The 13,604-nt window shown below is 32.3% G+C and carries 12 protein-coding genes; all 12 read right to left on the reverse strand.

Annotation, left to right across the window (positions count from 1 at the left end):
- Nucleotides 1-105 precede the first annotated feature (105 nt).
- The 12 genes from IE080_RS09100 to IE080_RS09155 all read right to left on the reverse strand — a co-directional run bounded on the left by IE080_RS09100 (nucleotide 106) and on the right by IE080_RS09155 (nucleotide 13,597).
- Nucleotides 106-1,041, reverse strand: a complete 936-nt coding sequence (locus IE080_RS09100) for a hypothetical protein (protein WP_189581003.1) — start codon at nucleotides 1,039-1,041, stop codon at nucleotides 106-108.
- 3 nt (nucleotides 1,042-1,044) lie between these two features.
- Entirely contained in the window at nucleotides 1,045-2,499 is a 1,455-nt protein-coding gene (locus IE080_RS09105; RefSeq protein ID WP_189581006.1) for an MBOAT family O-acyltransferase, read from the reverse strand.
- Nucleotides 2,500-2,754: 255 nt separating this feature from the next.
- Nucleotides 2,755-3,801: an acyltransferase family protein gene (locus IE080_RS09110; protein WP_189581009.1), complete on the reverse strand. Its 1,047-nt coding sequence runs from the start codon at nucleotides 3,799-3,801 to the stop codon at nucleotides 2,755-2,757.
- Nucleotides 3,802-4,012: 211 nt separating this feature from the next.
- Nucleotides 4,013-4,942: a glycosyltransferase family 10 domain-containing protein gene (locus tag IE080_RS09115; protein ID WP_189581012.1), complete on the reverse strand. Its 930-nt coding sequence runs from the start codon at nucleotides 4,940-4,942 to the stop codon at nucleotides 4,013-4,015.
- A gap of 35 nt (nucleotides 4,943-4,977) precedes the next feature.
- On the reverse strand, nucleotides 4,978-5,967 hold the full coding sequence (locus tag IE080_RS09120) for a glycosyltransferase (protein ID WP_189581015.1): 990 nt from the start codon (nucleotides 5,965-5,967) through the stop codon (nucleotides 4,978-4,980).
- Complete coding sequence (locus IE080_RS09125) at nucleotides 5,964-6,851, reverse strand: glycosyltransferase family 2 protein (protein WP_189581018.1); 888 nt, start codon at nucleotides 6,849-6,851, stop codon at nucleotides 5,964-5,966. The genes IE080_RS09120 and IE080_RS09125 overlap by 4 nt, the downstream gene beginning before the upstream one ends.
- Before the next feature lie 15 nt (nucleotides 6,852-6,866).
- The gene (locus IE080_RS09130) at nucleotides 6,867-7,832 is read right to left on the reverse strand and encodes a glycosyltransferase family 2 protein (protein ID WP_189581021.1); all 966 of its coding nucleotides are present in this window, start codon (nucleotides 7,830-7,832) and stop codon (nucleotides 6,867-6,869) included.
- A gap of 20 nt (nucleotides 7,833-7,852) precedes the next feature.
- Nucleotides 7,853-8,941, reverse strand: a complete 1,089-nt coding sequence (locus IE080_RS09135; RefSeq protein WP_189581024.1) for a glycosyltransferase family protein — start codon at nucleotides 8,939-8,941, stop codon at nucleotides 7,853-7,855.
- 3 nt (nucleotides 8,942-8,944) lie between these two features.
- Nucleotides 8,945-10,009: an NAD-dependent epimerase/dehydratase family protein gene (locus tag IE080_RS09140; protein ID WP_189581027.1), complete on the reverse strand. Its 1,065-nt coding sequence runs from the start codon at nucleotides 10,007-10,009 to the stop codon at nucleotides 8,945-8,947.
- A 9-nt stretch (nucleotides 10,010-10,018) separates the two neighbouring features.
- The gene (locus tag IE080_RS09145) at nucleotides 10,019-11,173 is read right to left on the reverse strand and encodes a glycosyltransferase family 4 protein (RefSeq protein WP_189581030.1); all 1,155 of its coding nucleotides are present in this window, start codon (nucleotides 11,171-11,173) and stop codon (nucleotides 10,019-10,021) included.
- 13 nt (nucleotides 11,174-11,186) lie between these two features.
- On the reverse strand, nucleotides 11,187-12,434 hold the full coding sequence (locus tag IE080_RS09150) for a glycosyltransferase family 4 protein (protein ID WP_189581033.1): 1,248 nt from the start codon (nucleotides 12,432-12,434) through the stop codon (nucleotides 11,187-11,189).
- On the reverse strand, nucleotides 12,431-13,597 hold the full coding sequence (locus tag IE080_RS09155) for a glycosyltransferase family 4 protein (RefSeq protein ID WP_189581035.1): 1,167 nt from the start codon (nucleotides 13,595-13,597) through the stop codon (nucleotides 12,431-12,433). Before IE080_RS09155 ends, IE080_RS09150 begins: the two co-directional genes overlap by 4 nt.
- Nucleotides 13,598-13,604: the final 7 nt, after the last annotated feature.

A 13,604-nucleotide genomic window follows, 5' to 3' on the forward strand; every position in this document is an offset into this window, starting at 1 on the left:
ATGATAGACTTTCATTTTTTTAAATTATACTTTTTTTACCTTTAGAATTACAAATTTAAACTCATTATTCATCATTCATAACCGAAAATCAATAACCTTTCATTTTCAATTCTCCTCACTTGAAAGATGGGGCTCTAAGAGCTTGATTACTTGATCTGTTCGATACTCTCTCCCATCTTTATTTAAGTGATATATGGTATCAAAAAACAATGAATCTGCCATAACGAAATCCTCTGGAGTACTCAAGATTTCAATTTCTAAATCAGCCGAAATATCTACATCTAACATACTAATTGTTTCTTTATTCACTTCATACTCACTACTGGGGTAAGGGGGATACATAAAATATAATTCTACACCCTTTTCTTTTAACTCATTTGAAAATTTATTAATTTTTTTTATTCCTGACCAATAAGTGTATGGAATTACACTTCTATCCATCAAGTCTGAATTATGTGATTTTTCGAGATGGGCTATATGATCTCCAAAAATATTAAAAGCAGATCTAGTGTAAGGCCTAAATTTTGGTAAAGAATCTGATTTCACTTCTTTAAGAGGAAATTTAATCCTTAGTCTAAGATTGAAAATATCTGACAATATTTCATCTTTTAAATTAATTGGATAGTATTTCTGTGCAGCTGCATATCCTCTACGGATGTGCTTTTTTAACTCTCTATCTCCAGAATTATCAAGAAAATATTCAAAAGAAACCACTACAATATCATCTTCTTTTGTCTGATCTTTCAATTCTTTCAACATAAAGTCTAAACCTAAACCAGCATGCAATCCTAAATTAACTACTGGAATATCCAATTCTTCTTGTATTCTTTCACTATCTAATCCAAAAGCAAGATTTGATCCTCCAGCAAATATTAATTTTGGAGAATTCAATCCTTCTACTCTTTGATGTTTGTCTATCATCGCTAACATGTAATCATTGTTTCGGATATCATTCCTTTTTTTGACATTTAAAGACATCAACATATATACAGAAAGCACTACCGATAGAAATACAATGATTTTTTTAATAAACTTTTTCATTCATCAAAATTGAAAATAAATAAATTCTTGGTCTAAATCTGCCATGCCTGTTAAATAGAATAAGGCAAAAACTAAAATGAAATAAATAACCCAACGAATTGGCAGTTTAAGCTTATATATATTTTCCAAAGCATACTTATTTTCTCTCCCTATCCATTCAATTACCATAAATAGTATTAAAAGTGCAATTAACTTAATTGCCTTACTCCCGTCATGAAAATCGGGAGCTTCAAAAAATGAGCCAGAAAAAATTTCTGTTAAAATCTGAATTGCATGCCCCATATTTTCGGCTCTAAAAAAAACCCATGCAAGCACTGTCAACATAAATGTTACAAACATCTTCATTACATCTTTCAAAGAAGGAAAATACTTACCCTGTGCAACAACTACTAAATTACTCCTATTAGTATTAGTTAATAAAAGAGGAAGAAAATACAATGCATTCAATACTCCCCAAACTATAAAAGTCCAATTAGCACCGTGCCAAAAACCACTTACAATAAAAATAATGAAGGTATTTCTAATCTTCATCCAAATTCCTCCTTTACTTCCTCCAAGAGGTATGTAGAGATAATCCCTAAACCATGTAGATAAGCTGATATGCCACCTTCTCCAAAATTCTGCTATATCTCTTGAAAAATATGGAAAGGCAAAATTTTGTTTTAAGTTAAATCCAAAAAGTCTTGCTGTACCTATGGCAATATCCGAATAACCAGAAAAGTCCCCATAAATCTGGAAAGCAAAAAAAAGTGATCCAACGAATAAAGAACTCCCAGAATAATCGGAAGAATTATTGAAAATTTCATTGGCAAACTCGGCACAATTATCTGCAATAACTATTTTCTTAAATAGTCCCCATAAAATCTGACGCATCCCATCTACTGCTTTGGCATATTCGAATTTGCGGTGCATCAAAAATTGAGGCAACAAATTACTAGCTCGTTCGATAGGGCCAGCTACTAACTGGGGAAAAAAGCTAACAAATGCTGCAAAGGCTAAAAAATCCTGTGTTGGTTCTAATTTGCGCTTGTAAACATCAATGGTGTAGCTTAAGGTTTGAAATGTATAAAAACTAATTCCAACTGGAAGAATAATATTTAAAGTGTTGGGTTGAATTTCGCTACCCAAAAATCTAAATGCAGTTACAAAATTATCAACAAAAAAATTAAAGTATTTAAAGAAGCCTAAGAAACCAATATTAATTAGTATGCTTGCGCTTAATAGAATTTTTCGAATCGTTGGATTACTTTCTGTTTTTAATTTTTTCCCAATGGTGAAATCAATTATTGTGCTAAACAATATTAACGATAAAAAACGCCAATCCCACCAACCATAAAACACATAACTTGCAAGGACTACCAAGCCATTTTGATAGACTAATTTTTTTGACACCAAAAACCAGTATAACAAAAAAACTATAGGTAAGAAAATTGCAAAGTCTAAGGAATTAAATAACATTTTAATTTATTTAAGTACGATAAAATTAAAATTTTATTAATCAAACATACAATACTAATTAATCGCAATAACGCTGATAAAAACCCAAATTGAAAAAAGTATAGCTATTATAAATGAAAAATTTAGAAAAAAATATTAGGTCATTAAAAAAGATAGATTTTAGATAACATTAAGGATCATAAGGAATTCACAAAATACCAAGCATTTCTCAATAGTTTTAAAGAAAATATGCTAATTTTTTAACACGAAAAGAAATTAATTTTTAAAATAAATGTCCTTTAATTTAGAAATCGGCTGTTCAATATACTTAAATGATAAAACTGATAATATAATTGTTATAGATGAGTACAATGGAAGCTTAATTATCCATGAATGAAATTGCAAAATGCTTAATCTCCCAAAACTTTGCCAATCTATACTTTTCCACACAGGATCAAACAGATACTTAGTACCATAAAAAATAACAATTACATGATACACATATAGTCCATATGATATCCTACCTAAAAACAACATGCGCTTATCCTCTAAAAATGAATGAAATAGTTTGAAATTAAAACTGTTTTCTGCGGCTTTTAAAACCATGAATAGAGAGCCAAAACCCAATAACAAAGGTTCTGTAAAAATTAATGCATAAAACCATAAAAACACCATGATTACCTCAATGGATTTTTCATGCAAAAGCTTTTTTAAGAAAACCCCAGAGTCACTGTAAAACATTGCACCAAGAGAACCTAATCCAAGTGAACCCATTCGTGTAGGGAGTCCAGTATAATTGTACACGCTTATACTTGGAATTAAATGAAAGTAAATCTGCAAATACGCAAAAATAATCATCAAAAAAGTCACCAACATTAAGAGGGGAAGTTTTCTTTTCAATCCTAAAACTAAGAATGGCCAAAATAAGTAATATTGTTCTTCTACACCGAGTGTCCAAAAATGACCTATAGGATTTGCATCACGAACAAAGGGATATCGATAATTATAAGTATAAGTTAGTAAGTATCCAATTTCTTGAACCACTATGGGATGTCCCAAAAGAAGTAAAATGAGCAATGAAAAATAATATAGAGGAAAAATTCTTAACGATCGTCGAGCAAAAAATATTTTATAACTTTTAGAAAAGCCTTCTTTAGATTTTAATAGAATTGTGGTAATTAAAAATCCACTAATTACAAAAAACAAATCAACTCCAGCGTATCCAAGATCAACGTATTTGCTAAAAATTGATGCAGCATGGTGAATAATAACCATGATGATAGCAAGGCTCCTTAATCCATCTATTTTTGGAAAATAAGGCATAGTTATAGAAATTTAACTTCGGAAAAATCAGAAAAAACTTTGCAGGCATTATAGGATACACTCTTTTAAAAAAGTAATCCACCACGCTATAATTCCAAGGAGCACTCTATGTTCTCATACTGTAAAATTTGCTGTAAATATACATTTATTTGTGATCCAAAATAACAATATAACTATGACATTTTTTTCTACTCAATGAAAAATCTTTATTTTATCTTAAATTAATTTTGACTAACCGGCTTCCTCCACGAATTTTTCTTATGTAAAAATATGGTCTATGCCAATACTTAGCTGCTTTTGTTGATAGTCCATCCAAACACATATTTATAAATTCACTCAACTTTGCAGCAATAACCTCATCCTTAAGATGTTCCGGTATTTTATTATCTCTAAAAAAAGGAGCTGATAAATATTTTTCCTTTAAAGAACTAGAAGAATCCACAAATTTTATATAATCAATTACCTCATTAGTTGATGAAAAATCCCGGACATTAATAAAACAATTAGGATTGATATCATCTGTTATCAAAGGATCTCCCCAATATATTGGTATGCATCCATGCACCCAGGGTTCTGCTATTTTCTCTGTAGTATAACCAGGATATTCAGCGTTTTCAAAAGCTATATTGAAATAATAATTTTTAATAAATTCAGCCTTGTTTGCAACAGGACCACCAACATTATTGGCATAACGTCCACCAGATGCCACTACTTTGTAGTTAGATAGTTCATGGAAAAAATTAAGACGCTTCTCAGATTCTAGAGCATTACTGACAACAAAAGAACAAAATCCTTTCTTTTCACTAATAATTTGACCAATATTTTTCTTTTTCGTCAAATCAGATTCGTTAAACCAACGGCGAAACAAAGGCCACCTGAAATGTCTAGGATCATTAAGATGATCAAAAGTCAAAGCAAAATCACAAAATCTAAAATCTGGACGGATGTTTTCGGCAGAATAAAAAATCCGTGGACAACTATATTTCAAAAACTCAGTTCCGTAGCAGGAATAAAACAAAACATCAGGTTTATCAGCATATTCAATTTCAAAAAAAGATTCTACTACTTTAAGAAAAGTATTATTAATGGGATTAAAATTGGGCCAGAAGTCCACAAATTTTACTTTAAGTTTTTTTTTCATATTGTAGGCCTCAATAGCATTTTTTATCAATATAACTAATCCTTTAAATATTTTTTAAAGTTAATAACAAATCTAAAATACCGACCAACTAATTTAACCTTTCTATTAAAAGCAAAAAAAGCAATTGAAAACTTGATAAATCCCTTAAAATCTCTTTTTGAAACGACTAAAGGTATATAATTAAGTAAGTAAATAGCAACAGCTTCTTTCCTTTCGTTAACAATTCTTTTCTTTATTTCTTTTGGCAAATATGAATCAATAATAGAAATCACTTGGCGAATTGCTGCCACACGTTTACCTCCTTTTATTGACTGACTCGATGAATTTGTAGGAAACACCCTATAGTTTGCCAGTATTTCAGGTGTATAGGCAAAATCAAAATGAAGAGCACACCTTACATAAAACTCCCAATCTTCTATGTATTGAAGACGATTGTCATACCCTCCAATTTGCTCATAGACTTCCCTTTTAAACACTATTGAAGGAGGTTGAATACATTGCCAAACAGCAATCACACCAATAAAATCAGTTAAAACTCCAGACTCTTTTAATAACACAGATGTTTCTCCAATTATTTCCCCTTCCTCATTGATGTAATTACACCTACAAAATCCCGCTGAAGCTTGAGGATTTTGCTCAAACAACTTTTCTATTGAAGAATAAAAGTTATTAGCTATTGTATCATCCCCATGTAATAAATGGATGTAATGCCCTTTGGCCAATCTTATACCTGTTGCATAATTTTGACTTTTTCCGACATTTTTTCCCTGTCTATAAAATTGTACACGACCTTTGCCATATTGTTTAACTACAGATTCTGGATTGTCCTTGGTTGACAGGTCATCTACTACAATAATTTCCATTTCATCTGGTCCTCTATCCTGGATCAGTACTGAGTCTAATGTTAGTTTTAAAAAATCCGCACAATTAAATGTAGGAATTACAACAGACCAAAGCGGTCTGTTATCACCAATTTGCAGAGATGTAAAAATTTGCTCATTTATATTGGGTGATAAAAAATTCATGTTAACTTTTTAAAAAATCTTAGTAATTCAAAAAAGGGTTTTGACAAAATATTGCCTAATCTCCAATTACCAGAACTTTGCAATAATTGTACCTTTTTACTTTCTACATATCGATTAAATGACTTTTTTACGGTATGATCTAAAAAATCTGATTGAATTCCTTCTGGAAGAAAAGATTGGATATAAAAAGCGGCATAAATAGCACTTGATGCACTATTAAAAATATCCGCAGTGTAATTTGCTTTATCATGATGGTAGGTACAAAGAATCTTATTTAAAAAAAAATAGGGTTGTTGTTTCAGAGCAACTATAATATTGAATACCCAATCTTCACTGCGATGATGATAATTTTCTGCAAAAGGGATTTCATATGATTCCCACAATGTTCTTCTATACATAGCAGCATGAGGAGGAAAGGCCACTCCATTTTGCCAATTGTATAAAAATTGTTTTAAAGGAAATTCCTCAATTGGTTCAAATGTGTAGTAGGCTATTTTTTTAGTACTCACGTGATAGTGCTGATGATCACAGATACAAATCATTGTTTTTGGATGGTCTTCAAAAACCCTTAACTGAAGTTCAATTTTTTGAGGTAAAAATGTATCATCCCCATCCAAGAAATTTATGAAATTTCCTTTAGCCTTCGCAAAGCCACTATTTCTAGCTTTTGCAACACCTGAATTAGTTTGATAAATATAAGAAAACCTATCATCGCGATTGACAAACTCTTTTATAATATTTGAACTATTGTCTGTAGAACCATCATCAACTACTATACATTCCCAATAAGAATAAGTCTGTGACCTAACACTCTCTAAAGTATTTTCTATACAATGGGCCTGATTAAAGCAAGTAACAATTATCGAAACAAATTGCTGGGACATAACCTTTAGATGAATTTATTTAGATTTCGCTCGTTCATACCAAAGTTTTAGACTTAATTTTATTCCTAAAATTTTTTTTAAAAATTTGATTTTTGAAGTATTGAATTCAGGAATTTCAGGAAACAAAAAATAAGCTTTTTCTAAATTTTCAATAGCTATTTCTTTTTGTTCTTTACCTAAATCCATAGCATGCCAAAACAAAAAGTAAGCTGCAGTTTTTTTTCTTTCCTTGGTTAATAATCCTAATTTTTGAAATTTATCTATCCATTTATGATGAAATGCAAGAGCATGAATTGCACCATTACTAGTGATAATTCGCTCCCCAAAATGTTCCCTCCATAAGCCTGTTACTATTCTCAAATAATCAAAATTTCCACCAGCTAAAGCCGCACGTAAAAAATAGTCAACCTCTTGATTTCGCTTTAATTTGACATCCCAAAGACCTATCCTTGAAATCATTGATCTACGAAACAAAAAACTTAACGTATGAATCACACGACCTCCATAAAATTGTGAAATAGTGTCTTCCCATTTTTCCCCAAAAACAAGCTTAAAGCTTTCTTTAGTACCATGGTGCCAATCACCATAAACTCCATCAACAGAAGATTCCTTCAGTAAAAATTCGACCTGAGTTTGAAGTTTGTCAGGATATATCAAATCATCTGAATCCAAAAATTGGATAAATTCACCTTTTGAATGATGAATACCATTATTTCTTGCCGCTGGTGCACCCGCATTGGATTGTTCAATAAGTTTAATATTAAAAAATTCAGAATTAAACTTTCTCTGAAATTCTTGGATAATTTTTTTACTGTTATCTGTCGACCCATCATCAACTATTATACATTCAATGGGTCTATAGGTTTGATTATACACGGAATGTATTGTTTCAGGTAATAAAAATTCTCTGTTGTAAACAGGAATAATTACAGACACTAACTTTGCCTGCCCAAACTCTTCTTTAAAAACTGCATCAAACATAATAAATATCTAAAGCAAGCTTATAAACTTCTTTTATTCTCTATTGAAGTTTTCATAACATTTATGTACGCATCAGCAATCTTTGATACATCCCATTCTTTAAATGCAATTTTTTTGTTTATTTCTCCGTGACCTTCCTTACTTAATTCAATTGCATTTAAAATCGCCTGCTTGAGGCTACTTTCATTTCCAACTTCAAAAGTAGGATTACCAGTCTCATCTAAAATCTCTCCAATATCAGACCCTTTCTTTCCAACAACAACCAATCCAAAAGTACAACCTAATGTGATATTGCCTGAATTTAGCTCATTCGTTCTTGGAATAAATAAAAAATCTGCTGCGTTTAAATACCAATGAGCTTCATCATCTTCAATAAATCCCAAGTCAACAATTCTTTTTGAATTAAGAGATACCAACCATTTTTCAAATTTCCAAACCCACTCTCGAAGTCGTATATAACCTATTTTTCGCCTGTTGATTTTCCATTTTGGAGCCAGCAAAACCTTGTTTTTTGTGGGAATAAAGGAAAATGCCTTATTAATTAATTCCTTTTCATGTTCTTTTATCAGACCAAACACAATCATTACTGTTGCATCTGATTTGATTTTAAGATGTTTTCTTGCTGTTTCTCTTGTTGAGTTATTAGGTATTGAAGCATAATTATGATGTGGTATTACGACATGGGTAATACCTTTATGTTCTGGATACCAAGATTTGAATTGTTCAATACTAAAATTAGCAAAATGAACAACAGTATCGCAATAGGATGTTACCATACGATATAAATTCAGGTAATCATCATCATGCCTTAAATGTGGATATTGAACATGTCTAGTATATACTATTGTTGAACTCTTCTTCCAATGCTTTAAACAAGACTCAATTTTATCATATAATTCCTTCGGGAATGGATCCGTTGTCCAAACATATTTTTGAACATCATAAGATAAAAATTCAGGCCAATGTAAATGGATGATATCGTAATGGTTTTCGCATTTCCAAAATTCCTCAAAATCCCATATAACTTCTGCATGTTGTTCAAGTCCTTGTTTAAGGTCCTCCATAAATAGATTTCCTTTTAAAATGAAATTTGCAAATAAGATTTTCATACATCAACTAGGCTTAAGATTTCCTAATTCAATCTCACGCAACTTTACTGCCTCATAGACCCTTTTCATTCCTTCCCGAATAGAAATCTTTGGTTCCCATCCGAGATTTTCCTTGACCCAAGACATGTCGCAATACCTGCTATGAACACCTACAGGCTTGTCTAATAAAGGTTTAATTTCAGGTTGATATCCAGCCAATTCGCAGAAAATCTCAATCAAATCACGAAATGAAGTTAATATACCCTGACCAATATTTATTGCCGTACCATCGTGAATCTTATTCATGGCTACTTCTATACAATCCAAAACATCATCAATATGAACAAAATCACGTCCTTGATATCCAGTTCCCCATACTTCAAAGGGTGCTTCCTTGTAAACAGCCCTCCTCGCAATGGCTGGTGTTGGATATGAATAATCCTGATCCTCGCCATAACCAGAAAAAGGGCGAATACAGGTAATGCTAACGCCATAATGTTTGGCAGTAATTTGTGCTAAAAATTCGCCGGTTAACTTAGTCCAACCGTAAGTCATATCTGGTTGTCCCATTTGATGAAAATCTATATCAGATTCTTTTAATTGAATAGCATTACCTTCGGTCTGAAGATTGATGGGATAGGCAGCACTACTACTTGGATATAGGACACGTTCTGGTTTATGCCGACTCACCCAATAAAAGAACTCGGCATCAATTGAAAGATCTAGTGCAACTTGGATAGGATCACCATCTATCATGGCACGTCCTCCTACAATAGCAGCAAAATGATAAACATCTGAAAAAGCGATTTCATCTAAACCTAACTCTTTCTTTAAAAAATCTGGCTTATTTAATAATTTTTCAAGAGTAATTCTGAAATCCTCTTCAATAAACAATAATCGTTCATCTTCTCCATAAACTTCTAATGTACCATCTTTTCTTTTTAATGGTTGATTTAGCCATTCTTGAGGATGTTTTCCGACTGAAAGGTTATCTATGAACAAGATTCGATCTTGTGTATTGTTATATAATCTCTTCACCATGTTCCGACCGACAAAACCGCAGCCACCTGATACCAAATGTGTTTTCATTATTATTATCTATTTCTTTGATTTAATTGCCGAAATCATTAATTCATCCAATATTGAAATATGTCGACTGATATTATAGTTTAATTGAATATGCAATTTACCAGCGTCACCCATTTGATGACATAAGGATTTATCATTATACAAGCGAACAATTGCCTTTGTCATACTTGCTACATCATATTCATCTACTAGAAACCCTGTTTTTTCATTCAATACAGCCTGAGAAATTCCGGCATGTTTTGTGGATACTACTGGAAGACTTGCCGCACTTGCTTCTAAAATAGCATTTGGAGTACCTTCTGCATCACCATAACTAGGCTGAACTGAATGCTGTACAAACATACAAGCCTCTTTAAAATAGGGAATTAATTGATCATGATTAATACCTCCTGTAAAAGTAACATGATCTTCGATTCGCCATGCTTTTGATAGTGATATACAAGCTTCTAAAAGCTCTCCAGTACCTACCATTATTAGATGGGCTCCTTTGCATTGGGGTAGTGCATTTTTAAATGCTAATAAGGTAAGTTGAGGGGCTTTAATATCTGTAAATCGCCCCACATTTAGGATGATATTACCATATGCTGGTTTAATATCATAAAAAAAATCTTGCGGACCATAAGGGTTGTAAACAATTTTATCATGAGGAGCGCCAAGCCTCAGCAGTTTATCTGTCATAAAATGAGATACACTTACTATTTTATGTGCATAGTTAAACATAAATTGATAATCATTTACTATACTTTCGTTTAACAAGGTATCTCTATGTGCATCATGACCATGAAAATGAACTACCAAAGGTATCCCCAATTTTTCCAAATAAGGGGCAATCACAGCACCTTGAAATCCAAATTCGGCCAACACTACATCAACCTTATGCGTTTTAAAAAAGCCAGCCAAAGCGTCTAGTTTTCCTTCAAAAGTGTTTTGCCAAAGATTAACTCTCTTATGATACAACCAATGTGGAAGAGCCTTTTTTATTTTTTGAAGTAATGGATTCTTGCTATAAAAAAACCTTATTGCTCTATTTTTGAAGTGCCAATCATAAGAGGGACCATGCAGTAATACTTTATCTCCTTTCATTAATTCCGCATGAGCCTTAATGAAAGAACCACTAAAATTACTGGTTCCTGACTGAATAATACAAATTTTGACTGCCTCCAAGAAAAAACTAAATTTACTGTTTAAATAAAATTCTTTTGTATTTCCCTAGTTTAATTCTTAATTTATAATAAATATCCTTCAATTGAAAAGATTTACGTCTATCTGCTCTTGCTAGATAAGTATTGACTTTTGGTAAGTTGATTTTTCGGGGAATAACTAGTGGCTTTGGATTAACTACTTTAATACTATTAAAATAATCTTCCCAAGATTGGTGACACTTTTCTATGGTGAAAAATTCCCGAGTATACTGTTTGGCATTGAAAGACATTTTTTCCCAAAGAAGCAAATCATCCGCTAACATTTTTATTCCCAATATAAAATCATTTTCTCTGTCATTGACAACTAAACCAGTTTCACCATGATGTATTTGTTCAGAAATGCCACTTTTCATACGTAAGCAAACTGGAACAACACCACAAGCCATAGCTTCAAGGATTGCTATAGGCAAGCCCTCAAAATCTGATAATAAAACAATAACATGTGCCGTTAATAATTCTTTTTGAACGCTATCCGAAGGTACACTTCCCTTTAAAAAAATTGGTAATCCACTACCCTCTTCTGCTAATACAGCTTCAACATTGGCACGGTCTGGACCATCCCCATAAATTTCAGCAGTTACATTAGAAAGAAGTGATGTCATCTTACAAAATGCTCGTGCAACCTCAGAAATTCTCTTTTGTTCTTCTGCTAAGCGCCCTACATAAACTACCTTTAACTCATTATTTGTTCGATTGGATTTATTCTCAGGAATCTGAACCCCATAGGGTATTCGTTTAATAAATACATTAGTAGAAAATTTACTAGCATTTAGCTGTTTTTCAAGCTCATTAGATACGCATACCATACCATCTAATCTGAAGTCCTTTCTTCCATCAATAAACTCTTTTTGAATAGCATGATAAAAAGGATCATCAGAATGTGATACTCCTACTGTAAAAACCCCTGCTTTTCTAGCCCACTTAGCTGCAAAGTAAGCAGGAACAACTAAGTTTGGTACAAATATGTGTGGTGGATTATTCTTTAGGCATTCCAAAATCCACCTGACGTTATCTTCGGTATAATAATTGAATTTGGTTGCTTCGCAAGTTATATGATGCTGAATTAAATGCTCAAATAAGGGTCCTGTTTCATTTTCATGGAAAAGGATAAGGCAACAAACTTCAAAGCCTTTCTTTTTTAAAGCAGGCAGTAAATTTTGTAACCAAGTTACAGGCCCGCCAATGCTTCCTGGCTTATCATAAGCACAAAAAGTTATTTTCATAAGTTCAAAGCAGACGAATAAATAGCATCAAGTTTCTCCGCTACTACCCGCCAATCGTACTCTTTCAGAATTCGTTGCCTTGCTTTAGCTCCTATTTCCTTGTCAGCTATTGCTTCTAATGTAGTGTTTTTCAATTCTTCAATATTTCCTAAGGTATAAAAATATCCATATTTACCATTGTCAATTGCTTCCATACTACCCGGTTCATTGGATACTACTACTGGTTTCGCTTGAGCCATAGCTTCTAATACCAGAGTAGGCAAGCCTTCCTTTTTAGATGTGCTTACAAGGCAACGTGATGCGGCAATAGCGTGTTGAACCTCCATCTGTGTCATCTTATCAAATATTCTTAAATTTTTAGGCGGCTTGATTTGATAGTGTTCTTGAAAAAGCTTTTCGGAAAACTCACTTCCTATAATTACAAAAGTGTAGTCAGGTAATTCCTGCGCCAATGCCACAAATTCCCTCGGATTTTTAACGGGATCATGTCTGCTTACATTTAATATAAAGTTTTCTAATCCGTAGGTATTTTTGAAATAATTTGGATTTGCTCGTTCACACTGCTGAACATCAACACCATTTGGAATATATATTGTATCTATATTAAAATTTTCCTTATAAAATAATTGCTGCCATTTTGAAACGGAAATCCTTATGTCCGCTTGAGACGCCACATCAACAAATACACGATTAAATTCTTTCTGCCAATCAAGTAGAACTCTATCAGGAGCATAATCTTCGAAATAATGAGCGTGAAATGTATGAACCCATTTAATCGATTTGTTTTTATTTCTTTGAGTCAAACACCAATTTATATATTTGGGATAAACATGGGAATGTAAAACGGCTGGTTGACTAAGTTCGAAATCTTTAAGATACATATCTAAAAATCGATCCATAGTGATTTTTTGAAGTATTTTATCTTCAGGCATTAGTACACTTTCGTGTTGAACATATTTATGGATAGCCCTAATGTGAAAATCAACTCCATTAGGCTTGTTTATGTTTGAGCCAATAAAAACCTTTGGGTTGTTTTTGATAAGTATTTTAAACCAAGCATGCACATTTTTTTTCTCCTTGAAAGAAGCATACCTATGATATATTTTATTCCTAAAATTATTAAAATGAAAAAAAGCTGATTTAATCTTTCGAAGTAGAATCATTACCTGA

The organism is Mongoliitalea lutea, assembly GCF_014652135.1.
Taxonomy (GTDB): domain Bacteria; phylum Bacteroidota; class Bacteroidia; order Cytophagales; family Cyclobacteriaceae; genus Mongoliitalea; species Mongoliitalea lutea.